Annotated in this window: 24 protein-coding genes; 12 read left to right on the top strand and 12 right to left on the bottom strand. The window is 65.5% G+C overall.

Annotated elements, in window-relative coordinates:
• Nucleotides 1–57: 57 nt before the first annotated feature.
• The 3 genes from AC1DV8_RS00605 to AC1DV8_RS00595 form a co-directional block, all read right to left on the bottom strand.
• Nucleotides 58–1,107: a LysR family transcriptional regulator gene (locus tag AC1DV8_RS00605; protein WP_477156094.1), complete on the bottom strand. Its 1,050-nt coding sequence runs from the start codon at nucleotides 1,105–1,107 to the stop codon at nucleotides 58–60.
• Between the two features lie 152 nt (nucleotides 1,108–1,259).
• Nucleotides 1,260–1,664 carry a c-type cytochrome gene (locus AC1DV8_RS00600; RefSeq protein WP_477156093.1) on the bottom strand — a complete coding sequence of 135 codons (405 nt, stop codon included), beginning with the start codon at nucleotides 1,662–1,664 and terminating at the stop codon, nucleotides 1,260–1,262.
• Between the two features lie 199 nt (nucleotides 1,665–1,863).
• A complete protein-coding gene (locus AC1DV8_RS00595) occupies nucleotides 1,864–3,108 on the bottom strand; it encodes a DUF3422 family protein (RefSeq protein ID WP_477156092.1) in 1,245 nt (414 codons plus the stop codon).
• 218 nt (nucleotides 3,109–3,326) lie between these two features.
• Here AC1DV8_RS00595 and AC1DV8_RS00590 point away from each other — a divergent pair, with 218 nt between their 5' ends.
• Genes AC1DV8_RS00590 through AC1DV8_RS00580 form a run of 3 tightly spaced genes read left to right on the top strand, consistent with a single transcriptional unit; the run spans nucleotide 3,327 to nucleotide 5,333 of the window.
• Nucleotides 3,327–4,112 (top strand): hypothetical protein, encoded by a 786-nt coding sequence (locus AC1DV8_RS00590; RefSeq protein WP_477156091.1) that lies wholly within the window; start codon nucleotides 3,327–3,329, stop codon nucleotides 4,110–4,112.
• Complete coding sequence (locus AC1DV8_RS00585; protein WP_477156090.1) at nucleotides 4,099–4,722, top strand: hypothetical protein; 624 nt, start codon at nucleotides 4,099–4,101, stop codon at nucleotides 4,720–4,722. Before AC1DV8_RS00590 ends, AC1DV8_RS00585 begins: the two co-directional genes overlap by 14 nt.
• Nucleotides 4,719–5,333, top strand: coding sequence for a hypothetical protein (locus AC1DV8_RS00580; RefSeq protein WP_477156089.1), 615 nt, complete (start codon nucleotides 4,719–4,721; stop codon nucleotides 5,331–5,333). The genes AC1DV8_RS00585 and AC1DV8_RS00580 overlap by 4 nt, the downstream gene beginning before the upstream one ends.
• A gap of 50 nt (nucleotides 5,334–5,383) precedes the next feature.
• Here AC1DV8_RS00580 and AC1DV8_RS00575 read toward each other — a convergent pair whose 3' ends face one another.
• On the bottom strand, nucleotides 5,384–5,710 hold the full coding sequence (locus AC1DV8_RS00575; RefSeq protein WP_477156088.1) for a hypothetical protein: 327 nt from the start codon (nucleotides 5,708–5,710) through the stop codon (nucleotides 5,384–5,386).
• A gap of 74 nt (nucleotides 5,711–5,784) precedes the next feature.
• Nucleotides 5,785–7,149, bottom strand: a complete 1,365-nt coding sequence (locus tag AC1DV8_RS00570; RefSeq protein ID WP_477156087.1) for an FAD-containing oxidoreductase — start codon at nucleotides 7,147–7,149, stop codon at nucleotides 5,785–5,787.
• A gap of 222 nt (nucleotides 7,150–7,371) precedes the next feature.
• Here AC1DV8_RS00570 and AC1DV8_RS00565 point away from each other — a divergent pair, with 222 nt between their 5' ends.
• Nucleotides 7,372–7,716: a DUF2934 domain-containing protein gene (locus AC1DV8_RS00565; RefSeq protein WP_477156086.1), complete on the top strand. Its 345-nt coding sequence runs from the start codon at nucleotides 7,372–7,374 to the stop codon at nucleotides 7,714–7,716.
• A gap of 102 nt (nucleotides 7,717–7,818) precedes the next feature.
• Here AC1DV8_RS00565 and AC1DV8_RS00560 read toward each other — a convergent pair whose 3' ends face one another.
• The 3 genes from AC1DV8_RS00560 to AC1DV8_RS00550 form a co-directional block, all read right to left on the bottom strand.
• Nucleotides 7,819–8,169, bottom strand: coding sequence for a RidA family protein (locus AC1DV8_RS00560; protein WP_477148384.1), 351 nt, complete (start codon nucleotides 8,167–8,169; stop codon nucleotides 7,819–7,821).
• A 90-nt stretch (nucleotides 8,170–8,259) separates the two neighbouring features.
• The gene (locus AC1DV8_RS00555; RefSeq protein WP_477156085.1) at nucleotides 8,260–8,685 is read right to left on the bottom strand and encodes a DoxX family protein; all 426 of its coding nucleotides are present in this window, start codon (nucleotides 8,683–8,685) and stop codon (nucleotides 8,260–8,262) included.
• A 28-nt stretch (nucleotides 8,686–8,713) separates the two neighbouring features.
• Nucleotides 8,714–9,610 carry an NADP-dependent oxidoreductase gene (locus AC1DV8_RS00550; RefSeq protein ID WP_477148386.1) on the bottom strand — a complete coding sequence of 299 codons (897 nt, stop codon included), beginning with the start codon at nucleotides 9,608–9,610 and terminating at the stop codon, nucleotides 8,714–8,716.
• A 101-nt stretch (nucleotides 9,611–9,711) separates the two neighbouring features.
• Between AC1DV8_RS00550 and AC1DV8_RS00545 the strand changes: the two genes are divergently transcribed.
• Entirely contained in the window at nucleotides 9,712–10,362 is a 651-nt protein-coding gene (locus AC1DV8_RS00545) for a TetR/AcrR family transcriptional regulator (RefSeq protein ID WP_477156084.1), read from the top strand.
• Between the two features lie 184 nt (nucleotides 10,363–10,546).
• Here the strand turns inward: AC1DV8_RS00545 and AC1DV8_RS00540 are convergent, their stop codons facing one another.
• Nucleotides 10,547–11,575 carry a MerR family transcriptional regulator gene (locus tag AC1DV8_RS00540; RefSeq protein ID WP_477156083.1) on the bottom strand — a complete coding sequence of 343 codons (1,029 nt, stop codon included), beginning with the start codon at nucleotides 11,573–11,575 and terminating at the stop codon, nucleotides 10,547–10,549.
• A gap of 180 nt (nucleotides 11,576–11,755) precedes the next feature.
• Complete coding sequence (locus tag AC1DV8_RS00535) at nucleotides 11,756–11,977, bottom strand: hypothetical protein (RefSeq protein ID WP_477156082.1); 222 nt, start codon at nucleotides 11,975–11,977, stop codon at nucleotides 11,756–11,758.
• 176 nt (nucleotides 11,978–12,153) lie between these two features.
• On the opposite strand from AC1DV8_RS00535, the gene AC1DV8_RS00530 reads away from it, so the two are divergent.
• Complete coding sequence (locus tag AC1DV8_RS00530; RefSeq protein ID WP_477156081.1) at nucleotides 12,154–16,119, top strand: NACHT domain-containing protein; 3,966 nt, start codon at nucleotides 12,154–12,156, stop codon at nucleotides 16,117–16,119.
• Between the two features lie 7 nt (nucleotides 16,120–16,126).
• Here the strand turns inward: AC1DV8_RS00530 and AC1DV8_RS00525 are convergent, their stop codons facing one another.
• Nucleotides 16,127–16,879, bottom strand: a complete 753-nt coding sequence (locus AC1DV8_RS00525; protein ID WP_477148393.1) for an SDR family oxidoreductase — start codon at nucleotides 16,877–16,879, stop codon at nucleotides 16,127–16,129.
• 109 nt (nucleotides 16,880–16,988) lie between these two features.
• Between AC1DV8_RS00525 and AC1DV8_RS00520 the strand changes: the two genes are divergently transcribed.
• The 5 genes from AC1DV8_RS00520 (at nucleotide 16,989) to AC1DV8_RS00500 (ending at nucleotide 23,093) form a co-directional block, all read left to right on the top strand.
• The gene (locus AC1DV8_RS00520; RefSeq protein WP_477156080.1) at nucleotides 16,989–18,002 is read left to right on the top strand and encodes a phosphotransferase family protein; all 1,014 of its coding nucleotides are present in this window, start codon (nucleotides 16,989–16,991) and stop codon (nucleotides 18,000–18,002) included.
• A gap of 23 nt (nucleotides 18,003–18,025) precedes the next feature.
• A complete protein-coding gene (eno, locus tag AC1DV8_RS00515; RefSeq protein ID WP_477156079.1) occupies nucleotides 18,026–19,312 on the top strand; it encodes a phosphopyruvate hydratase in 1,287 nt (428 codons plus the stop codon).
• 30 nt (nucleotides 19,313–19,342) lie between these two features.
• Complete coding sequence (locus AC1DV8_RS00510; protein WP_477148396.1) at nucleotides 19,343–20,368, top strand: LacI family DNA-binding transcriptional regulator; 1,026 nt, start codon at nucleotides 19,343–19,345, stop codon at nucleotides 20,366–20,368.
• Nucleotides 20,369–20,671: 303 nt separating this feature from the next.
• Nucleotides 20,672–22,483 carry an IlvD/Edd family dehydratase gene (locus AC1DV8_RS00505; RefSeq protein WP_477156078.1) on the top strand — a complete coding sequence of 604 codons (1,812 nt, stop codon included), beginning with the start codon at nucleotides 20,672–20,674 and terminating at the stop codon, nucleotides 22,481–22,483.
• Between the two features lie 139 nt (nucleotides 22,484–22,622).
• On the top strand, nucleotides 22,623–23,093 hold the full coding sequence (locus AC1DV8_RS00500; protein ID WP_477148399.1) for a Crp/Fnr family transcriptional regulator: 471 nt from the start codon (nucleotides 22,623–22,625) through the stop codon (nucleotides 23,091–23,093).
• Nucleotides 23,094–23,158: 65 nt separating this feature from the next.
• Here the strand turns inward: AC1DV8_RS00500 and AC1DV8_RS00495 are convergent, their stop codons facing one another.
• Nucleotides 23,159–23,545, bottom strand: coding sequence for a DUF3307 domain-containing protein (locus tag AC1DV8_RS00495; protein WP_477156077.1), 387 nt, complete (start codon nucleotides 23,543–23,545; stop codon nucleotides 23,159–23,161).
• A 187-nt stretch (nucleotides 23,546–23,732) separates the two neighbouring features.
• Here AC1DV8_RS00495 and AC1DV8_RS00490 point away from each other — a divergent pair, with 187 nt between their 5' ends.
• Complete coding sequence (locus tag AC1DV8_RS00490) at nucleotides 23,733–24,473, top strand: FecR family protein (protein WP_477156076.1); 741 nt, start codon at nucleotides 23,733–23,735, stop codon at nucleotides 24,471–24,473.
• Nucleotides 24,474–24,489: the final 16 nt, after the last annotated feature.

Raw genomic sequence — 24,489 nt, 5'->3', positions numbered from 1 at the left:
TTAGGTAGGCGTTGGCGCCACATAAGACCGATGCGCGGGGAAGTTTGCCTATGTCATCTATTGGTAATTCTGCTGCACCCCGGCAGCCACACGGCCCCCGGCCAACTCTTTCTCCGGCCGCGCCCGTTCGGGCACCGGCAGTTCCAGCACACTGTCGGCGGGGACGTTCTGGGCATACTCATGCCGGCAGAAATCGGTCAGCCGCCTGAAGATATTGGCATAGCCCGGCAGCGTCATCAGGTGCTTGGGCATGGCAAGGACGATCGAGCGGTCCATGCCGGGGAGCGTATGGACCTTGAGCCGCGTCCGCACCGAATTGGGCAGGCTCGGCAGCAGCGACAGCGGCACATGCGTGGTCGCCAGTCCCTCCGCCACGATGTCGGTCGCCGCCACGTAGGTCATCGCCGAGAAGGTCGGCGTCGCGTAAGGCAGGTTGGCGCGGTACCAGGCATCGGACACCGGCCGCATCGGCACATTGGCGCTGATCTCGACGTAGCGGGTGAGCGACGCATCGAGCTGAGAGGCTTTGACCCCTTTGGTCAGCGCCCTCTCCAGCATCCCCTCCGGCAAATCCGCCGGCACCACCAGCACCATCGGGTCGCGGAACAGCAGCGACGTAGCGAACGACGAGCGATCCTCGGCCAGTGCCTCGTCATTGACGATCACGCAGTTGAGCTGGTGCAGCCGCAACTGCTCGACCAGTTCGCTGCTGGTCGTCGCATAGCTCACTTCGAACTTGGCAAAGCCTTGCTCGTCGCTGGCGATCCGCGCCGCCGCCGACAGGAACCGCCCGCGCAGCGTTGGCGAGAGCCCGATCCGCAGGAACACCCGGCTGTCGACATAGCGTTTCTCGTGCTCGTCGATCGCCTGGTCGAACTTGCGCAGCACATCGTCGGAGAACTTGAACCAGTACTCGCCCGACGGCGTGAGGCTCACCGTGCCGGTGCGGTTACGGTTGATCAGCTGGGTGCCCAGCCGCTCCTCGAGCTTGGCCAGTTGCTGGCTGATCGACGGCTGGCTCAGCCCGACGCGCCGCGATGCCTTGGTGATCGATCCCGCGATCACCACGGCGCGGAAGATCTGCATCTGCTTGAGGGTGATATCCATGAGGGCCCTGACTTCTAGCCCTCAATGTCAGCACAATACGTCACATTCGATAAGCTAATAGAAGGTCGCATACCCCCCATTTGGGGGGTGCGCAAGAAAAAGCCCCCTCCCGGTCTGGGAAGGGGCTGAATCATGCCACGTCGTCGTTGGCCTTACTGCGCGGGCGCTGCCGCCGGCGCGGTCGAGAAGGTCGTGAGGTAGGCGACGACATTGTCGATGTCCGCCTGCTCCTTGAGCCCGGGAAAGCTCATCTTGGTGCCCTTCACGAAGTCCTTCGGCTTGGTCAAGAACTGGTGCAGCGTCTCGGCCGACCACACCAGCCCGCCGGCGCCGGCATCGGTCATCCCCTGGGAATACTTGAAGTCCGGGGCCGTGCCGGCAGTCCGGCCGATGAGCAGGTTCAGCTCAGGCCCGACCTTGTTCTTGGCGCCCTCGCCCACCGCGTGGCAGGACGCGCACTTCTTGAACACGGTGGCGCCTGCTGCCGCGTCGCCTTCGGCAAAAGCCGAACCGGCGAGCAGCGCCGACATCACCAAACTAAGGGCCAGGACTTTCATTCACATTCCTCCAAGCGCGCGCCGGATGGCCCGGCGTCAGTCACGTTGGGCAATCTCTGGCGACGGCGTTGGTTGCGGTCAAGCGACGACACGTCGCACCGCCGCCGGGTAGTGCCTAGCCCAAAAAGCGCTGGCACAGCACTTGCTTGGCATCCGAGCGCGCTCCACCCACCGATGGTGGTCGTTGCCAAGCTGGCGATCACAAATGCCGGTTCCGCAGCCGCCGGATGCCCAGAAACACCAGCAGCACCACCACCGGCGCCGCCACCGCCAGCATCTCGCCCTTGGTGAATGGCAGCACCTCGTGCAGCCCCTCGAAGATGTACCCGAGGATCCCCAGCGCGTAATACGAGATGGCGATGATCGATAGCCCCTCGACCGTCAGCTGCAGCCGGTACTGGCTGCGCCCAGTCTTGCTGATCGCATCGAGCACCGAGCGGTTCTGCGTCTGGATGGACAGCGTAATCCGCGCGTCCAAGAGCTCGATCGAGCGCTGCACCTTCTGCGTCAGCGCCGTCAGCCGCTTCTCCATAGCCTTGCAGGTGGCGAGCGCCGGGTGCACCCGGTTGTTGAGGAACCGCTCGATGGTGGTGAACTCACCGATCGCATGCTCGCGCAGCCGCGTCAGCCGCTCCGCCAGCACCTCGCCATAGGCCTGCGTCGCGGCAAAGCGGAAGCTCGTCTCCTCTACCGTGCGGCTGATCTCGACGCTCAACTTATGCAGCGCCGCCAGCGACACCTCGTGGTCCTCGGCGGTGTCGCCCTCCCCCACGGCTTGCATGATCCCGGCCAGCTGCCGCTCATAGCCCGACACCCGCCCGCCCAGCTCCCGCGCCAGCGGCAGCCCGATCAGCGCCATCGTCCGATAGGTCTCGATCTCCAACAGCCGCCGGACGATCACCCCGATCCTGAGCTCACCGCTCCGCCCGGCCGCCACCTCGAAACGGGTGAACCCGTCGGCATCAAGGTGGAAGTCGGTCGCCGCCTGCGCCCCGTCGTCGAAGATCGACGAGTAGCAGAGGCTCAGCGGATTGAACCCGGCCAGCGCCGCCTCGCCGATGGTGTCCGTCGGCATCACGTCGATGCGTGTCGCGAACACCAGCAGCAGCTTCTCGTGCAGCTCGAGCCCGATCCCCGCGGGCTTGGCGTCCCAGTCATCCGCCGCTCCGGTCCACGTCATCGTGGCAAACTCGTTGTGCAGCTCCCACGTCACCCGCCGCCCGTCGCGGCTGAACGCCAGCTGCCGCGCCCAGGCCGGCCCTTCCGGTGCCACCCCGGCCACCACCCCCATCTGCCCATGCAGCGCGCGCAAGTCGGCGCCGCCATCGGCGCTCATGAACGCCAGCCGCCGGATGCGGATCGGCGGCGTCATGCCCAGCACCGGCCGCGCATGCGTCTCGGCATCGATCAGCCGCCGATATTGATGCTCACGCCACTCAGCCATCTGGCCCGTCCTCAGCTATGCCCGGCACCAGCCTGACTGCTCCCGCGGGGCGCAGCAATCGGCACCTTTGTCGCGCCACTAAAGGCCAATCGCTTGCAGGCCACGTTGGCATTTCCAATGCGATGCATAGGCGGAGGCGATCTCCGCCTCATGCTAGCGGTTGCGGAACGAGCTCGCCCCGCAGCGAAGCGAGCCGGCCGGGGTGCGGAGGAACGGGTTTGGACGACGTGAAAGCAGCGGTCATCGGACCGCCCATCGAGCGGCGCGACTACAACGCCGTGCTGCGCTGGCTGATCGTCAACGTGCTCGTCGCGCTCGGCCTCCTCACCCTCTGGCAGCTCGGCTTCCTCGGTTCGGTCCTCGCCTCCGACCACACTCGCATCTCGCTGCTGATCTTCGCCATCTTCGTCATCACCAGCCTCCATTGCCTGATGCAGGCCATCGACATCAGCCGCGAACTGATCGCCGCCCGCCGCGCCCGCGCCGTGATCGAGGCCGAAAGCGCCACCGGCTTCCGCCTCGCCGGCGTGCACGTCCTCACCGGCGCCGGCACCCTGCTCGAACCGGGCCTGCTCACCGCCCATGTCGGCAACCTGGTGAAAAAGGCCGATATCCGCGGCAAGGGCCAACTCGACCAGACCCTGCTGCTCCGCACCGTCGCCGACAAGCTCCGCTCCCGCGAAAAGATCGGCCTCTTCGTCTCCGAGGGCCTGCTCCGCCTTGCCCTCCTCGGCACCGCTATCGGCTTCATCCTGATGCTGATCCCGATCGCCGGCCTCACCTCGTTCGACGCCGAAACCCTGCGCGGCGCGCTCAGTGGAATGACCGGCGGCATGGCCGTGGCGCTCAACGTCACCGTCGCCGGCATCGCCACAGCGCTAGTCCTCAAGTTCCAGTATTTCCAGCTCGATGGCGCCATCGGCGAGCTGTTCTCCCTCATCGCCGAGGTCTCCGAGATCCACGTCGTCCCCGCCATCGAGCGGAGCCACGATGGACGGCCCTAGCCTTTTCAGCGGCGCGGAGAGCGACGACGGCACCTTCGTGCCGTTCACCGACATCCTGTTCAACGTGCTGCTCGGCTTCACCATGATGGTGTTCGTCGCCTTCGCGCTGATCCGGCCGGACGCCAAGTCGGGCATCATCGACACCAACGCCGAATTCATCATCACCACCACCTGGCCCGACGACAGCGACGACGACATCGACACCTACGTGCAGGACCCGACCGGCAACGTCGTCTGGTACCACTCGATGCAGAAGGGCTTCGTCACCCTCGATCGCGACGACCGCGGCAACTATCTCGACGAAGTCACCGTCAACGGCGTCACCCACCACATCGCGCTAAACCAGGAAACCGTGACGGTCCGCGGCATCCTGCCGGGCGATTACGCGGTGAATATCTACCACTTCACCAACCCCAGCGCCGCCGCCGTGCCGGTGACCATCAAGGTCGAAAAGATCAACCCCAAGCTCTCGGTGGTCTACTACGACACGCTCGTCCTCGATCACAAAGGCGACGAGAAAACCGTCGTCCGCTTCACCCTCGACAAGGACGGCGCTGTCAGCAACATCAACACCGTGCCGGTGTCGCTGATCCAGGCGGTGCGCAAGTGAACCCGCTGATCATCGTCGGCGCCGTCGCGCTGTTCCTCGTCCTCGCGCTGCTGCTGCTCAGCCTCAACCTCACCTCGCTGTGGAAGTGGTGGATCAAGGCCGCCGCCATCGTCGTGACGCTCGGCTCGGTGCTAGTGCTCTACTTCACCATGACCGGCCTCGTCGGCTGGGCCAGCCCCGGCGAGATGCCCAAACGCTTCGGCCTCCTCGCTACCCGCATCGTCGAGCCCGACAAGCTCAACAACCTGCCCGGCGCCATCTATCTCTGGGTCGAGGAAGTCGACGACCGCCAGATCGTCATCAGTCCGCCCCGCGCCTTCGAGGTCCCATACAAGGTCGAGATCGCCACCGAGGTGGCCTCGGCGCAGCAGCAGATCGAAGGCGGCGGCAAGGTCCTCGGCCAGTTCGCCGCCACCGGCAACGCTGAGGCCAACGCCGCCCAGACCGCGCAAAAACAGGGTCAGGGCGCCATCAACACTGACGGCGACGCCAGCCTCTCGGCCAGCGGCGGCGAAGGCGCTGAAAACATCGGCGACCCCGGCGCCCTAACCTTCTCCGAAATGCCCCCGGTCGACCTCCCCGACAAAGCCGTCATCCAGATGGGGCAGTAAGCTGTCACCGGCCGCGCCGGTGGAGGGGGCGGCCAGACTCTCAGCGAGAGCTACTTGCTCAACGCATCCGCGGCATAGCTCAGCGCATGCTCCACCGCGCGGATCTCGACCACCAGCGGCGCCACCTTCGGGTCCGACTCCCAGGCAGCAAACCCGCGCTGCTTGGCCAGTTCCGCCAGGTCCGTCGCCCGCTGCCCGACGATCCCTGCCGCCGTCCGTGCCTCGGCCAGCGCATCGCTGCGCACCGAGTCCGGAGTCTGCGGATTGTTGGCGAGGCTCTGCAGCCGCTTGGCGTTGATCTTCCACTGCCGCGCAAACTCCTCGGCCCGCGCCAGGCGGAACGAGATGACTGTATCGCTGAGTGCTGCGTCTCCCATGCCCCCACCATTGATTCGGGTCCACGAAGAGTCAATTTGGCGCGCCGATTTTGATCGCCAGATGGCGGCCGTCACTAAACTAATGGCTTGAGGTCACCCAGCAGCGTCGGCACCAGCTCGCTCACCGTCGGGTGCACATGCATGGTGCGGATGATGGTGTCGACACTCACCCCCGCCGCCATCGCCTCGAGCAGCGACTGCATCACCTCGTCGCCCTCGATCCCCAGCAACGCCACCCCAAGGATTTGCCGCGTCTTCGCATCGGCGAACACCTTCATGAACCCCAGGTTCTCCGCCCGCTCGTTGGCCCGGCTCACCCGCGTCATCGGCCGCGTTGCCACCAGCGCCGGCCGCCCGGAGTTCCGCACCTCCGCCTCGCTCATCCCCGCCCGCCCCAGCGGCGGATCGATATAGAGCGCATAGGCCGGCACCCGCTCGCTCACCTTGCGGTCCGCCCCATCGAGCAGGTTCTGCGACACGATCTCGAAGTCGTTGTACGAGGTATGGGTGAACGCCCCACGCCCGTTCACATCGCCCAGCGCATAGATATGCGACTGGTTGGTCCGTAGCTTGTCGTCCACCTCGATGAACCCCTCCTCGTCCAGCGCGACGCCGGCCCTCTCGAGCCGCAGATCCTCGACATTGGGCACCCGCCCCACCGCCAGCAGCAGGTGACTGCCTTCGACCTCCTGGCTGCCCGCCGCATAGCGAACCGCCACGCCGTCGCCCCGCCGCTCGGCCGCCATGCAGCCCGCATTGGTGATGACCCGGATCCCCTCCCCCTCGAGAATGTCGCGGATTGCCGCCGACACATCCTCGTCCTCCTTGGCCGCGAGCCGAGGACTGCGTGCCAGTACCGTCACCTCGGCCCCGAAGCGGCGATACATCTGCGCAAACTCGAGCCCGATATACGACCCGCCGACAATCACCAGATGCCTGGGCAGCGTATCGAGCTCCAGCACCGAGACATTCGTGAGATGGGGCACGCCCTCGGCCCAGTCCGGCACCACCGGCCTTGCGCCGGTATTGAGGAAGATCTCGGCCCCCTCGAGCACTTCGCCATTCACCTCGACCTCGTGCGGCGAAACGAACGCCGCCGAGCCGCGGAACACCGTGATGTTCGGCGTCGACTCCATCCAGTCGTCGAGCCCCTGGCGCGAGGCCAGCACGATCTTCTCCTTGCGCGCCTTCACCGCCGCCATGTCGACGCTCACCGGCCCGGTCGAAATCCCGAAATCCGCCGCCCGCCGCGCCAGCCACGCCACCCGCGCGCTCGCCACCAGGGTCTTGGTCGGCTGGCAGCCATTGTTGACGCAGGTGCCGCCCATGAACCGCCGCTCGACCAGCGCCACCTGCCGTCCCGCGTCGGCCAACCGCGCTGCGAGAAACGGGCCGGCCTGCCCGCCCCCGATGACGATGGCGTCGAACGATCGGCTCATGCGTGCTCTCCTATCCAGGCGCGCAAACCTTAGCCGCCCACCGTCAATCTCGAAAGCGGCCCGAGACGGGCCGCTTGGGAACTGGCGCCCTGTACGCGCCGTTCATAGCTCGCCTGCAGCAACGCCTCTTCGCGTCGCGCGCCGTCGCTGCTAGGCTGATGTGGTCTGCATTAGGGTTGGCGCGCCATCCCGGTCGCGCCCCTCACTTCGGGGGAATGACAATTGCCCGGTAAATCGAAGGCAGCCGACGCCGCTGCCATGGTCAACGACGACGCCATCCGCCAGCGCGCCTACTACATGTGGGAAGCTGACGGCCGCCCTGACGGCAAGCACGATCACTACTGGCGCCTCGCCCACCAAGAGGCGACCCATGCCTTCGCCGAAGCCACCGCCAATGGCGTGGCCAGGGCCACCAAGGGCAAAAACCCCAGCGCCATGCCGGCCGCCGTCAAATCGCCAAAGCTGGCAAAAGACGCAAAGCCCGTGAAGGCCAAGGCGGAAGCCAAACCCGCCAAGAAAGCCGCGACCAAGCCAAGAGCTGCCGTCCCTGCGAAGAAGGCGAAGTAATCGGCACCAGCCTATCGGTGATCCTCCCCCGCGCGGCGGGGGAGGGAGATCATGCGAAGCATGGTGGCGGGGGCGGCCCTACGCACGGGCGGCCACTAACCCTTAGTCCAGCGCCGCGATCGCGATGATCTCGACCTTCAGCGCCGGGTGCGCCAGGCGCGCCTCGATCGCCGCGCGGGCCGGCGGGTTGGCCGGATCGATCCACGCGTCGTAGACCGTGTTCATCGCCGCGAAATCGGCGATGTTGTTGAGCACCACCTGGCAGAACAGCACCTTGGATTTGCTCGAGCCGGCATCGGCGAGGAGCTTGTCGATCGCCGCCAGCACTTCGCCGGTCTGCTTCTCGATCGTGCCGTTGTAGTCGGTCGCGACCTGCCCGGCGAGATAGACGGTGTTGCCGTGGACGACGGCCTGGCTCATGCGCTTGCCGGGCTGGTAACGGGTGATGCTCATCGGATGCTCCTCAATAAATGGCGGAGCCTCTGTAGCGGCTGCATCACCGGGGCGAAAGGGGGGAACGGCACGCCCGCTCCCCTCGCGATCCTAGCGCGGCGAAATCACCCGCTTGCGGGTCCGGCCCCACAGCACGAAGAGCGACAGCGCCAGCAGCACCAGGTTGATCGGCAGCGTCATCGCCGTTTCACCGCGTGTGGCGTGGAGAATAATCGCCGCCACCTGCACGATTGTCAGTCCCAGCGCCGCCAGCGGCGTGAGGAACGGCAGGATGCGGGTTGCCGCCGGCAGGATCAGCCCGATCGCGCCCAGCACTTCCATCAGCCCGACGAAGCGGACGAAGAGTTCCGGCAGCGTCGTCGCATAGCCCATGCCCATGGCGGCGAGTCCCGCCATCGGCTGGCTGAGCTTCATCCAGCCCGCCATCAAGTACATGACGGCGAGCAGCACTTGCGCCACCCACAGCCCGATATTCAACCAGTTCGTGCGCCGCACGGCGCCGGCTTCGATAGTCATCTCATTGTCCTCGAAAGTCTGGATCTGTTCAGTGCGTGACGACGATCTTGCCGCGCGGGCCGGCGGCGAGCGCCTGGTGCGCCTTGCCGAGTTCGGCGAGGGCGAAGGTCTTGGCCACCGGGATCGTCAGCTCGCCACGGCCCGCCGCGTCGGCGATCTGCTGCAACTGCTTGCCGTCCTGCTGGTGATAGACGGTCTGGAACGTGACATTCGGGTTGGCACCCTCCGGCGCCTGCACCGAGGAGCCGACCTTGCCGCCGTCGCGCACATGCTTGACCGCGTTGGCCGCCGCCGGCTGCACTGCGGCAACCGCAAAGTCGAACTCGGCCTTGCCCGGCGCCACGGTGATATCCAGCGCTTCGCCAGCGAGCTTTTCGCCTTCGGCCAACTCATCGGGCAACACGCCCGCCACGGGCTTGGCACCCAGCTGCTTCAGATAGTGGACCGCGACGCGCCCGACCGCGCTCAGCGCGCCGGCAACCAGCACGCGATCGCCAGCCTTGACGCCCAGCACATCAACCACCTGCCGTCCGGTGAGCCCCACCAGCGGCAACGTCACGCCGGTCTCGTAGTTCACGTTGGCGGGGAGCTTCGCGACGCCATTGATCGAGGCCACCCCGTATTCGGCATGCGCCCCCGCCCCGTTGACCGGGAAATTGGCGATCACCCGATCGCCCACCACAAAGCCGCTCACATCAGGCCCGACCGCCGCGATCGTGCCGGCGCCGTCACCGCCCAGGATCGCCGGCAGCGCCAGCGGGATCATCTGGGCCATGTAGCCCTGCCGGACGAAGAGATCGAAATGATTGACGGCCGATGCCTCGAGCTTGACGAGCACTTCGCCGGCGCCGGGAGTGGGCACCGGGACGTCTTCAAGCTGCAACTGATCGACATCGCCATAGGACTGCAGACGGACCGCTTTCATGATAGGACTTGCTCCAGGGTTTGTTCATCACTAGATACGATAGGGTACACTATCGTTTCGCGATACGATATGGAGCATTATCGTTTGAAGGTCAAGCGGGCATGAAGGATTGGGCTGCCGATCACCCCAAGGCGAAGCTGATGGCGCGCAAGCGTGCGGCTATCCTCGCGGCGGCAAAGGATATTTTCCTCGAGCAGGGCTTCGAGGGCGCCAGCATGGAATCGATCGCGGCGGCGGCCGACGTGTCGATCATGACCCTTTATCGCCATGCCGAGAGCAAGGACGACCTGTTCGCCGCCGTCATCGCCAGCGCCTGCGATCCCAATGACGAAGAGGAGCAGGCCGGGTTCATCGAGCTGATGAAGCGGCCGCTGGCCGAGGTGCTGGTCGAGGTCGGCATGATCGCCCAAGCGCGGCTCGCCAATCACGAGACGGTGGCGCTGATGCGGGCCGTGATGGCCGAAACCGCACGCTTCCCGCAGCTGGGCGAGACCGCCTATAGCGGCTTCGTCGGCCACCTCGAGCAGTTCGCCGAAGTGGTCCTTGCCGAAAAGCCGGAGTCGCGCGACCTCGGCACAGCCGAGCACAAGCGCCTCGGCGCCCTGTTCATCGACCGCCTGTTCGGCGCCGATATGCTGCGCGTCCTGCTCGGCCTAGGCGGCGTCTCGCCGGCCGACTGGCGGCAGCGCGCCATCCGCGCCCGCGACGAGGTGATGCAGCAGATGGAAGCCTTCGCCCCCGCCGCGAGCTGAGCGCCCGCTACTGCAGCGCCTCGACCTCCAAGCCCGCCAGCCGCTCGGGGTCGGCGAACCGCCTCAACGCCGCCACCCGCCAGATCGCCGGCGCCTGGAAGGCGTAAGGGGAGGCCTGATCCTCCCCCGCGGGGCCACAACCTCAGAGACTGGCGGGGTGATCACCTCACCCCGTCCTCTCCCCTCAAGCCACCTGCGGCCGCCAGGCGATAACCCCCTCGGTCCGCGCCCGCACCTCGGGCGAGGCGAGGCACGTCGCCACCGCCTCATATCCCGCGGCGCCCGGATAGGGCGCCACCACCGTCGGCGGGCTGTGATTGGCCGGGCAAAGGATGATCGCCTCATCCGCCCCCACCGCCCCGAGATCGAGGATCGCGTTCGACCGCGTCATCACGAACAGCGATCGCGCCCCCTCGCCCCGGCGCCGCAGATGCGCGATCACCGCCTCCTGCGACGCCTGGTCCAGCCCCTGCTCGATCATGTCGATCACCAGCACATCCGGCCCATCCGTCTCCAGCCCCGCCACCAGCGCCGTCAGCGCCTCGGACTCCGTCGCGCCATCATCGACCAGCCAACCCAGCGTCGCCGCGACCCGCTGCTTCAGCCCGGCATCCCCCGCCATCCGGCTTTCCGCCGCGGTGCCATCCACCAGCCGGTCCAACCCCAGGAACATCGCCCCCGGCACCGCCTCCGCAAGCTTCTGCGCCAGCTTGGTCTTGCCGCTCCCCAGCGGCCCGATGATGTAGTTGATCGCGCGGATCTGGCTCAGCTCGAACCGCTCGCCGCCCCAGGGCCACGGCAGGTCGAACCCGACGCTCCGCGCCGGCTCCGCCATCAGCCTCGCCAGTTCGCCGCTCACCGGCGCCTCGCCGCGCCTCAGCCGCTCGCGCAGCTGCCGCAGCCGCTCCATCATTCCGGACAGCTGCTGCATCCGGCCTTCGAGCACGCCTTGATGCGCCGCCAGCGATGCTTCCAGCTCCCGTGCATCTCCCCCAAGCACCCGCGCCACCTGCGCAAGGCTCAGGCCGAGCGCCCGCATCGCCGCGATCTCGCCGGCCCTGGCCATCTGCTCCGGCCCATATGTGCGCCACCCAGCCGCGGTGCGCACCGGCACGATCAACCCGCGCTGCTCGTAAAGCCGTAGCGCCTTGGCGGAAACTCCGAGCCGGCCGGCGGCATCGGAGGCGTTCAGAAACTCAGTCGAGGACCCCATGGAATCACCCTTCATTTGCTTGACCGCCTCCCTTATCGGAGCGGCCCCAAGGGCCGAGTCAACCGGGATCGTCACGCCGGGTGCTCGAAGGCGAAGCCGGCACAGTCCACCTGCGCTATCGCGTGCTGCGCTGACGGGGCGGGCGGAGCGATCGCTGCCTACGTGAGGCGACAGCCCTGATCACGCCAGCTTGCGGTACAGCATCACCCGTTCGGTCACCCTCATGCCCTCGAACCGCTTCACCTCGGCCGCCAGGTTCGCAAAATACCCCGTCCGTTCCAGCGGCACGTCGACCAACCGCCGCGCCGCCGCCATCGCATCCGGAGCGTCCACCGTTTCCGGCGCGCTGGCGCTCGGCGGCGTGGCCAGGAAATCGTAGAGCGTCACTTCATACCGAGGCATCGTCCCCGCACCGACCTGCGATCTGATCGCAGGAGCTTATCGGCGCGCGGCTGACAAACAGCTGACCTTCGGGCTGTGAAGTTATTTGCCCCCGCCGGACTTGACGTTGTTCGAGGCCGCATAGAACATGGCAGTCTATCACCACCGTAGCCTGTACTTCTTTGGGGGGAAGCACAATGCGTACGATCCTTTGCGTGATTTTCGGCTCATTGTGCCTCGTTTCATCTGTATTCGCCCAGTCGACTTCGCTGCCAAGCAAGGATTGGATGGTGAAGGGCTTCGAGGCCGCGCTCGCCGATCCTTCCGAACAGGTCGCAGCAGAAGCCGTGATCTTCGCCGGCCACCTAGTGGCAGACGTACCCCTTGGCGAAAGAAGCACGCATGTCGTTGACCGGCTGCTCAAGCTCCTGGAAACCTCATCGGCACGGCGCGCCACCCTCGAAGCCCTTGCCGTCGTGCCCTCGGGACCGGACACGCACCGGATCGTCGACAGCCTGATCGAGGCTGCAGCAAAAGGCGACGTCGACGCGATATCGGCCCTGGGGACGATGGAGCACGGCACTCAAGGCGCGCGCATCATTGCCGCACTGTTCGAGCAACTCGACGCAGAGACCAGCAATGGTATCAGGTCCGACATCCTGATCGCGCTCGCCAAGCTGCCTCTGAACGCGCAGCAGAAGGCGAGCTTCGCCGACGCTTTGGTGTCGATCTTGCCTGATCGCGACGACGTCATTGACCCTGATGTAATCGTTGGTCCCGAACCAGTTGATGCCGTGCCCACTCCGGACCTGGCCCGCATCGTTGCCGATCGTCTGATTTCCGCCGCGGACAAGCATCCGATCGCTTGGATAACCGCGGCCAAGGGGCTTGCTAGGCACGATCTGGGGGATCGGCGGCCGGTTATCGTCGACACACTCATCAAGCATCTTCAGCAGCCCGATCCCATCGTCGCGCGGGTCGCCGCCAACGCGCTGGCGGACATCCCGCCCGATGGTTCGTCGAGAAAGGCGGCCGTGTCGGCACTGCTGAAACTCTTCGGCGGCGCCAACGCCGAGCTTGCCGCCGCCGCGATGGCGACCGTGGGCAAGATGCCCTTGGGTGACGATGCGCCACGGGTGGTTGAAGCCCTGCGGCTCCAACTCAAGGGAACCCGACGGGTCGCGGCAGCCGCCGCTCTGGGCACCACAGATCTGGGTTCAAAGGCCGACGCGATCATCACGTCTCTCCGGGCGGTGATCGAGCAGGAGGAGGAGTACGACGCCCGGGCCGCAGCGGCGACCGCATTGGCGACCATGCCGCTGGGCGATCGCACCGCCCAACTCTACCCCGAAATTCTTGCTGTCCTGAGCGAGGGGAACGGTAGCATCGCCGCCGAGGCCCTCGCCGAACTTGCAACGCATGATCCTGCGCAGCGGGACCGGGTGATCGACGTCGCGCTGCCTTTGCTCGCGACTGAGAACCTCCCACTGCAACGCGAGGTGGCATACCTGATTGAGAAACTGCCACTGGGGACACGCAAGGCTCAGGTGATCGACCGGTTTCTGCCGCTGGCGGATCCGGCCAACCCGGGCCAACCAGAGATGCTCGCAACCCTGGCAACACTGGCCGCCGGCGAAGCGCGCAAAGACGTAGCGGACCGCTTTCTCGTGCTGCTCAAGTCCGAAAACACCGACACTCGGGACGCGGCGATCGATGGGTTGGCGACCCTTGGACGCGAGTTGGACAAGGATGAGGTGTTGGACGCTCTCCTTCCGCTGCTCCCCGGTTCTCGCGCCTCGATCATCGATGCGATCGGCGCGCTCAAGTTCGACGTTGCACCAGACAAGATGGTCGACGCACTGCTGCCGCAGATCGGTGCATCACCAGGCGGTTTGGCAACCACCCATGTCCTGAGCGCGGCTCCCTCCAAGTACAAGTTCGCCGAAGTCATCGGCGCCATTTTGGGCCTGCGCGAATCGAGCCTGAAATCGGCGAACTCAGCCGCCCTCAACGGCATCGCCAGCTTCGGCCCCGTAGGGGTGCCCGGGACGATCGCGGCGATCAAGCTGATCCAGACGCGCAGCGACAAATCGGTGCCCAAGTTCCGCGCCGCCGCTCACATCGCGATTGGCGACGACCCTGACAGCACCCTGCTGCTCTCCCTCCTGGGAGCGCCCATGGAGCCTGCGATTGCGGCTGTCTCCGCCGATCCCGTCAAGGCCAGCGCGGCCATCCGGCTGATCCATTCCAACTGGCAAGCGCTGGCCGCAGAATCCTCGGCTCGCAAGGAGGCAGAGGAGGTGATCATGCGCATCATCTATGCCGCCTGCGGCAAACCTGCCGGAACCAATTTCCTCCAGCAGCTCTTCAATGGCGCGATCGGCGCGGTCGTCGACATAGCCACCACCGGGAGCTTCCTGACCTGCTGGACGCCGGCACAGCGGGCCACCATCGAGCAGGTCCACGCCAGCTTCATCCAGGCCGGCTCCAGTTACCAGCAGCCGCTTGGCGATCACCTGGCGGCGGAGAGCCGGGTCCCCATCTTCAATTCCCTGAGCTACGGCGTCGTTGGCTGGATCGCCTTCTGGGCGGCGCTCCTGTTTGCTTTCCCCTACTCGCCGATGGTGCAGGCCGCGTTCTTTCACAATCCCAAGCTGCGCGAATACCTGAGCGTCTGGACCGTGCCCCTGCTGCTGATTGCGGTGCCATACTTCCGTGGGCGGATCCTCGACACCTTCCGTGATGACCTCATCCGCGATGCCAATCCCAAGGGCTTCGTCGAAAGGCTCGGCTATTTCGATAATGGGGAAGCCGAACTGGGCGACGCCAAACCTGCACCCCTCAAGAACATCCTGCCCAACCTGCACGGCATCGTCGTTGTCCGCGGCGAAGCCGGGCTCGGGAAATCCAGCGCCCTCAGATGGCTAGCCATCAACCGGCCGCATGTGGCCTTCCTCAATGCGCGCGACTGCGCCGCGGGGGTTGATGTCGCCATCGCCGAGCGCATCCACCGGCTTCAGGAAGCAGACTTCATCAAGAGCCTCGTCCATATCCGGGCCCTGACCGTCATCATCGACGGCCTCAACGAGGTCTCGGCCGGCACCCGCGAGAACATCGGGACATTTGCCCGCGAGGGGGCGCGGGGCGACATCTTCGTCGGAACCCAGCCCATCGACTGGACCGAGCCCGCCGGCTCCACACGCCTTACACTGCAGCCCTTGCGCCGGGAGCTGGCCGCCGAGTTCCTGAAGTCGCGACCAGTAGGCGCCGACTCTGAATCGCCGCGCCATGGCAAACCTTACGAGGAGGCCGTCGACGAATTCCTGCGCGAGGCACTGGATCTGGTGCCCAAGGACGAGTCGCAGGCCGCCGCCCTGATGCTGTCGAACCCCTTCGACCTGTCCCTCGCCGCCGATCTCCTCGCCAACGGTACGATGCCGAAAGCGACGGCACTGATCGACGAGGCCTTCCACCTGGCCGATACCGACGAGGACGACGGCTACCGCGTACTGCATGCCGGCCAGCAGTTCCCGCTGCTGGCCTTTGGCGACAATGCAATCAAGATGCGCCTCGAAGACCGCAACTGGTTCCGAAAGGGTGAGTTCGTTGACGAGACCCGTAGCCTGCGCAAGTGGCGACTGGTGGTCGAGCGCAGCGCCTACACGGCCGACGGTGAAGAGCAGCGCCTCCAGTTTCGTCACGACCGGGTCTGGGATTTCTTCATCGCCGCGGCCTTCAGGCTGGAGCCCAAGCTTTGGCTGGAGCATCTGAACGACGCCAGGTTCCGCGGCGCCTATCTCCGGATCGCGGAGACCTGGCCGCTCGAGGACGCGAGGAAGGTGGGAGAAAGACTGGTTGCGGCCGCGGCAAAGAGCGGCGATCACACGACCAGCGATGCTTTCGTAAATCGCCTCGAACGCCGGCTGGAGGAGGAAGACAAAACGGATGATCCCAACTTGACCAAACCCATGTCCAAAACGCTGGCGACCGAGATTGCCGACCGCACCCTCGCGGTGGTCAATCCGCAGAACCGTCCGCTGGCCCTCAACGCCGCACTGCAGCGCCACGCCATCAGGCCGGTCTCGACCCCACCCGCCGATCAGCTGCTCGATCGCACCGCGATCGTCGCCTGGCTGCTCGCCACCTACGCGCCAAGCACGTAGCGCGCGCCTACATCGTGATTCCGCCATCCACCACGAAGTTCGAGCCGGTGGCATAGGCGCTCTCGTCGCTGGCCAGATACACCAGCAGATGCGCCATCTCCTCGGGCTGCGCCATGCGGCCCATGGGCTGGCGCGCCACGAACGTCTTCCACACCTCGTCATGGTTGCCCAGCGCGTTCGCCCGCTCGTGCAGCGACGGCGAGTCGACGCTGCCGGGGCAGATGGTGTTCGCCCGGATTCCGTTCTTCATGTAGTCGAACGCCACCGACTTGGTGAACCCGATCACCGCCGCCTTGCTCGACATGTAGCTGACCCGGTTCGGCACCGCCTTCATCGAGGAGGCGACCGAAGCAACATTGATGATGTTGGCCCCGCCCTGCGCGATGAAGGCCGGCAGGAACGCCTGGGTCAAGACGAACATCGGCGTCACGTTGATATCGAAGCTGAGCTGCCACTCCTCCAGCGTCGTCGTCCCCAGCATGCCCTGGTGCACCCAGCCGGCGCCGTTATAGAGCACGTTGACGTCGTGATGCCGCGCTGCCGCCTCGCGCAGCGCCAGGTGGTCGGTGACGTCGAGCGCATAGGCCTCGTGCCCGGCCGAAATCGCCTTCAGTTCCTCGCCCTTCAGCGCAATCCCCGCGGCGTCGCGATCCGTGGCGATCACCCGCGCCCCCTCGCGCGCGAACGCCGTCGCCGCCGCCCCGCCGATGCCGGCAGCCGCCGCCGTCATGAACACTACTTTCCCCTCGAGCCGTCCCATCTTTCCCGCTCCTCCAGCGCTTCGTCCGACCAAAGCCTGATCAGCCGGTCGATTGTTCCAATGCCTCCCATCCGCTACCATACCAGTCAAGGGATGGGGGAAGGATAGGATGCCGAGCGAGACGAAAGACCTAACCTGGGAAGCGCTGCTCCCCCCGATTTTTGCTGCCGCCGGCATCGACCCCGGCAAGACTGTCACCGTCGAGCCGCTGACCGGCGGGGTCTCCTCCGATATCGTCCGCATCCGCCTCGACGACGGCCGCCAGTACTGCGCCAAGCGGGCCCTGCAAAAGCTGAAAGTCGCGACCGACTGGCAGGCGCCACTCGAGCGCAACCATTACGAAGTCGCCTGGCTCCGTCGCGCCAACGCCATCGTCCCCGGCGCCGCGCCCCAAGTGATCGGCGAGGACCGCGAGCACGGTATCGCGCTGCTCGAATACTTGCCGCCCGAAGACTACGTGCTGTGGAAGTCCGAACTCCTCGCCGGCCGCGCCGACCCCGCCGTGCCGGTGGCCGTCGCCGATGCTCTGGGCAGCATCCATGCGGCCAGCTTCCTGCAGGTGTGGCCCAAGGCAGAGTTCCGAACCGACGTCATGTTCGACGCCCTCAGGCTCGATCCCTATCTTCGGTACACCGCCGGTCGCCATCCAGAACTCAGCGAGCAATTCCTGACCGTGCTGAAGATCACCGCGGGCACTAGGGTCGCGCTGGTGCACGGCGACGTCAGCCCAAAGAACATCCTGGTCAACCGTCACGATGGCCACCCTGTGTTACTCGATGCCGAGTGCGCATGGTGTGGCGACCCGGCCTTCGACGCCGCCTTCTGCCTCAACCACCTTGTGCTCAAATCCATCCACCTGCCGGCGCTCGGTGGTACCCTGATCAATCAGGCGAAGAGTTTCGCGACCACCTGGATTGCCCATTTCCCCATCGCCCATCGCGTCGGCATCGAGCAGCGCGTCGCCGCGCTTCTTCCGTGCCTGATGCTGGCACGTGTCGATGGCAAATCACCGGTCGAATATCTCGATGAGGGCGAACGGCAAGCCGTTCGCGACAAGGCCATCCCGTTCATCCGCAATCCGGCGTCGGGCATCGTTCATCTGCTCGACAGCCTCCGTTCATAACCGTTCAGGAAACCCACCTCGTTATGTCAGCCATCAAGACCATTCTCGGCCGGCAGGTCTGGGATTCCCGCGGCCGCCCCACGGTCGAGGTCGAAGTCACCCTCGCCTCCGGCGCCACCGGCCGGGCCATCGCCCCCTCCGGCGCCTCCACCGGCAGCCGTGAAGCGCTCGACAAGCGCGACGGCGGCAAGCGCCTCGGCGGCTACGGCGTCAACGGTGCATTGGCTGCGGTCAACGGCGAAATCGCGAGCCGCCTCAATGGCTTCGACGCCCTCGACCAGGCCGCCGCCGATCACGCGATGATCGCGCTCGACGGCACTCCACAGAAGACGCGCCTCGGCGGCAACGCCATCGTCGCCGCCTCCTCCGCCATCGCCTGGGCCGCCGCCGCCGAGCAGAAAGTCCCGCTCTGGCGCCACCTCAGGCAGCTCAGCGGCCTCGACCCCGCCATCGAGCACATCCCCGCCCCCATGATCCAGATCTTCGGCGGCGGCCGCCACGCCGGCAACCGCATCGACATCCAGGATTTCCTCATCCTCGGCGTCGGCGCCCGAAGCTTCGCCGAAGCCACCGAGCAGATCGCCGAAGTCTATATCGCCGCCGCCAAGGCCATGGCGCAAAAGGGAAAGCTCAACGGCGTCGCCGACGAGGGCGGCGTCTGGCCCGATTTCACCGCCAACGAGGATGGCCTCGAACTCCTCACGCGCGCCATCGAAGACGCCGGCCTCCGCCCCGGCACCGATATCGGCATCGCCCTCGACGTCGCCGCCACCTCGTTCTACGCCGATGGCGCTTATCGCCTGGCCCTCGAGGGCCGGGACCTTTCCACCCTCGAGATGATCGAGCTGCTCGAGTCCTGGGTCGCCGCCTACCCGATCGTCTCGCTCGAAGATCCGCTCGCCGAAGACGACGACGAGGGCTTCGCCGAAATCACTCGGCGCCTCGGAAAGTCCATCCAGATCATCGGCGACGATTACTTAACCAGCTCGGAGTCCCGTGTTGCCCTTGCGGCAGAACTGAGTTGCTGCAATTCGGTGTTGCTCAAATCGAACCAGTGCGGCACCCTCACCGAATTGATTGCGGCAAGCACGCGCGCTCGATCTCTTGGTTGGAATACCATCCAGTCGGGACGGTCCGGGGAAAGCGAAGACGTGACGCTCAGTCATCTGGCCGTCGGCCTGATGTCCGATCAGATCAAGGTCGGCTCGATGACGCGGTCGGAACGGACTGCGAAGTGGAACGAAGTGATCAGGATCGAGGGTCATTGCACTGCGCCGCACTACTGGCGCTTTACCATCCCGCGTCTCTAGGCGCATGGTGGGTTATTTGGGGGAAATGAGTTGGGGGACGGAGACATACGCAAGCGCGCGGGCCGGCCGGTTCGCGTCGAGGATGTAGCACGTGTAGCCGGCGTCTCGCCGATCACCGTGTCGCGCGCCCTGTCGTACCCCGACAAGGTCAAGGACGACACGCGGGCGCGCATCCTCGAAGCCGTCGCGCAGACCGGCTATGTGGTCAATCGCTTCGCCTCCTCGCTCCGCTCCGGCCGTTCCAACGTCATCACCGTCTTCGTCTCGAGCCTCCTCAACCCGCACTTCGCCACCTCGGTGCAGGGTATCGTCGATTCGGTCGAAGGCAGCGGCTACCACCTGATGTTCGCGCAGACCGGCTACTCGGAAATGCTCGAGATCGACGTCGTCGAGTCGGTGCTGCCGTTCCGCCCCGCGGGTGTCGTCTTCACCGGTGTGGTCCGCGCCGACCAGACCCGGCAGGCGCTGCAGAAGCTCGGCATTCCGGTGATGGAGATGTGGGGCAACCGCCCCGACCCCATCGACATGCTCGTCGGGTCCTCGAGCTACGATGCCGGCCGCCTGATGGGCGAGCACTTCGGCGAGCAGGGGTTCAGCCGCATCGCCTATAGCGGCCACACCATCGACCGTACCATCCAGCGCATCGAGGGCTTCCGCCACGGGCTCGCCAAGCACGACCTGAAGCTCGATCTGATCTACCCCATGGACGGTACCCGCAATTTCGCCGACGGCATGCACGCCTTCGACCAGATTCTCGAGCAACTGCCCGACTGCGACGCCATCTTCTTCGGCACCGATGTCCTCGCCTCCGGCGCCATCGTCCGCGCCACCGATCGCGGCATCGCTGTGCCGGGCCAGGTGGCCATCGCCGGCTATGGCGACCTCGATTTCACCCCGCATGTGCGCCCCTCGCTCACCACGCTCCACGTCTCGAGCTACCAGATGGGCCGCGATGCCGGCCGCATGCTGCTCGACCGCCTCAACGGCGAGACCATCGACGACCCCATCGTGCTGCAACCCATCAGCCTCGAAGCCCGCGACAGCACCCGGCGATAGTCCTCCCTAGCGTGACGGGGAGGGGAGCGGCAAAGCCGGTCGGAGCGAAGCGACGAGCGACTGAGTGCGCGGAGAGGACCCCTCATCCGCCCTTCGGGCACCTTCTCCCACAAGGGGAGAAGGCATTCCGCCGCACCGCCGGCATCCGTGCTGCTCCACTCCCAACGGCCCATTGCCACCTGATATTCCGATGTTTATCATCGCCGCCGGTACGATCCTCCCTCAATCGAAGGAATGCCTGCCCAGTCCATCTGGATTGGGCTATGGATCGTCGAAACAGCCTGTTGATTTGAGGAGATCACTATGAGTTCGGGTAAAGGCGAGACCACGCAGGGCAAGAAGCTCCGGTCGCGCGCCTGGTTCGATAATCCGGAAAACCCGGACATGACTGCGCTCTACCTCGAGCGCTATCTCAACTACGGCATCTCGCGCGAAGAGCTGCAGTCCGGCAAGCCGATCATCGGTATCGCGCAGACCGGCTCCGATATCTCGCCCTGCAACCGCCATCACCTCGAGCTCGCCAAGCGCGTCCGCGACGGCATCCGCGATGCCGGCGGCATTGCCATGGAATTCCCGGTCCACCCGATCCAGGAAACCGGCAAGCGCCCGACCGCGGGGCTCGACCGCAACCTCGCCTATCTCAGCCTCGTCGAAGTGCTGTACGGCTACCCGCTCGACGGCGTGGTGCTGACCATCGGCTGCGACAAGACCACTCCCGCCATGCTGATGGGCGCCGCCACGGTGAACATCCCGGCGATCGCGCTGTCGGTCGGCCCGATGCTGAACGGCTGGTTCCGCGGCGAGCGCACCGGTTCGGGCACGATCGTCTGGAAGGCGCGCCAGATGATGGCCGCGGGTGAAATCGGCTACGAGCAGTTCATCGAGCTGGTGGCCTCCTCCGCCCCCTCGACCGGCTACTGCAACACCATGGGCACAGCTTCGACCATGAACTCGCTGGCCGAGTCGCTCGGCATGCAGTTGCCCGGCTCCGCCGCCATCCCGGCACCCTATCGCGACCGGCAGGAAATGGCCTGGCGCACCGGCATGCGCATCGTCGAGATGGTGCATGAGGACCTGAAGCCCTCCGACATCCTGACCAAGGACAACTTCATCAACACCATCGTCGTGAACTCGGCGATCGGTGGTTCGACCAATGCTCCGATCCACATCCAGGCCATCGCCAAGCATATCGGCGTCGAGCTTGAGCTGAAGGAGTTCGAGACCTACGGCCACAAGGTGCCGCTGCTGGTCAACCTGCAGCCGGCCGGTGAATATCTCGGCGAGGACTACTACCATGCCGGCGGCGTGCCGGCGGTGGTCAACGAGCTGATGACCCAAGGCCTGATCCGCGAGAACGCCCCCACCGTCAACGGCAAGACCATCGGCGAGAACTGCCGGTCGACCACCATCCAGGACGACAAGGTCATCCGCCACTTCGACAATCCGCTGAAGAAGGAAGCCGGCTTCCTCGTCCTCTCGGGCAACCTGTTCGATAGCGCCATCATGAAGACCTCGGTGATCTCCGAGGAGTTCAAAGAGCGCTACCTCAACAACCCCGAGCACCCGAACATGTTCGAGGGCAAGGCCGTGGTGTTCGACGGCCCTGAGGACTACCACAAGCGCATCGACGACCCCGCGCTCGCCATCGACGAGCACACCCTGCTGTTCATGCGCGGCGCCGGCCCGATCGGCTATCCGGGTGCCGCCGAAGTCGTCAACATGCGGCCGCCTGATTACCTGATCAAGAAGGGCATCACCTCGCTCGCCTGCATCGGCGACGGACGCCAGTCGGGCACCTCGGGCTCGCCCTCGATCCTCAACGCCTCGCCGGAAGCAGCCGCGGGCGGCAACCTCGCCATTTTGAAGACCGGCGACCGGGTACGCATCGACCTCAACAAGGGCGAAGCCGACATCCTGATCTCGGCCGAGGAAATCGAGCAGCGCCGCGCCGAACTGCATGCGGCCGGTGGCTACAAGTACCCGGCGCACCAGACCCCGTGGCAGGAAATCCAGCGCGGCGTTGTCGACCAGCTCGGCTCCGGCGCGGTGCTCAAGAACGCGGTCAACTACCAGCGCCTGGCACAGACCGCCGGGCTGCCCCGCGACAACCACTAAAGACGTGTGAAAGGGCCGGTCTTACCGGCCCTTTCTTCTTGCGCGGCCCACAGCAATGAGCCAACAAGCCGCCGCAATGTTTGACGAACTAGATGGCGTTAGCGCACTATTGCCGGCGCTGCAGGCGGGTGAGGGCTCGATGTCGGATATTCTGGACTATTGCAAAGGGCGAGAGGCACAGAGCTTCCGCCCCGGCCATATCCTGATCAAGGAAGGCGGCCAGGAGGGCAAGCTCTTCGTCCTGATCGACGGTCAGGTCGAGGTGCTGCGCAAGGACACCCAGGTCAGCTATATCGACGAGCCCGGCTCGATCTTCGGCGAGATGGCGGTGCTGCTCGACATGCCCTCGAGCGCCACGGTCAAAGCGCTATCGAACGTCAAGGCCTACGCCATCGACGACGCCATCAGTTTCCTCGGCGGCAACCCCGAGATCGCGCTCTACGTCGCGACTCTCTTGGCCCGCCGCCTCTACTATACGACCTCTTACCTGGTCGACCTGCAGCAGCAGTCCGAAGGCAAGCGCGAAGACCTCGACCTCGTCGACAAGATCCTCGCCCAGCTCGTCGAAAAACCCGACGAAGCCAAGCACGCCCGCCGCACGCGCAAGTAAGTTGGTGGAGTCATGCACTCCGCCCAGTGCACTGGCAGATGACCTAGGCGCGGCCCAAAGCCACACTAAGCCAGCCCCTTGCTCACCAGCACACCATAAATAATCGCCGCATAAGTCAGCTGGTGCGTGATCTGGTCGAGCCCGTGCAGGCTCCAGAACCGTCGCGGCTGCGTGTCGACATGCACGCCGCGCGAATAGTGGATCTTGGAATAGTCGAGCAGGTAGTGCACCACGAACTCGGCCACCACGATGCCCGCCAGCCATGGCAGGGGCGTGCCCGCCAACAGCAGTATCAGCGCGGTCAGCGCGGCATGCACGCCCGCATGCGCGTAACCGCCCAATTGGCGGAAATCGCCCTTGCCGCCCAGCATCCATCCCGGCTGCAGAAAATAGTCGGCGATGTAATGCTTGAACTCCAGCCCTATGAACAACAGAAAAAATAGCCCGACCATTCGGTCTTGTCCTTGCGGGACAGCGCCCCCACGGCCTACCCCGAGAACAGATGCTTGCAAGCTCCGTTGTTTGAGGCAAGCACAGAGTTTAGTCCTGTGTTAGGTTCAGTGAAGCGCCGTTCAGCCGGCGTTCATGGACGGCATGGCAGTTCGTCCGCGCCGGACGTTTGTCCGCTTGGAGGTTTCGATGCGTAGGCTGGTTACCTCGATTGCTCTGCTGTTGCTGGCGCTGCAGCCCGCTTTCGCGGCCTCCGGCACGGCGCTCGGGGTCGACCCCGCCGCAAGGCTCGAAGACAAGACCGGCACCAAGACCCTCGTTGTCGGCACCGACGTCTTCATCGGCGATCGTGTGGTCACCGATGCCAAGGGCCTCGTGCAGATCAAATTCTCCGACCGGACCGAACTCGTCGTCGGACCACGCTCGTCCCTCGTCATCGAGGATTACCTGCTGCGCGAGGACGGCTCGGGCGGCAAGTTCGCCATCAACGCGCTGAGCGGCACCTTCCGCTTCGTTACCGGCGGCGCCCCCAAGGACCGCTACATCATCAAGACGCCTACCGGCACCGTCGGCGTGCGCGGCACCGCCTTCGACATGAACGTCCATCAGGACCATTCATCGCTGCTGCTGTTCCACGGCACCGTCATCATGTGCACCCTCGCCAACCAGTGCATCGACGTCAGCGATGTCTGCGACGTCGGCATGTTCGACCTGAGCCAGGCCAAGCTGCTCGGCAACACCCACGATTTCACCGGCCAGGAGCGCAACACCATGCGCGGCATGTTCCCCTGGGCCATCTCCGAGAGCGACCTGCTGAGCATCTTCTGGGTCGCCCAGGCCCGCGAATGCTTCCTCCACTCCACTACCGGCGCCCCGGACAGCCTCGTCAAATCCGACAACGAAGCGCCGCCGCCGAAGCGGGGCGATTGATCAATCCAGGGACTTA

Source organism: Devosia sp. P3_B2 (genome assembly GCF_056402875.1).
This window is presented reverse-complemented; position numbering and strand designations above follow the sequence as displayed.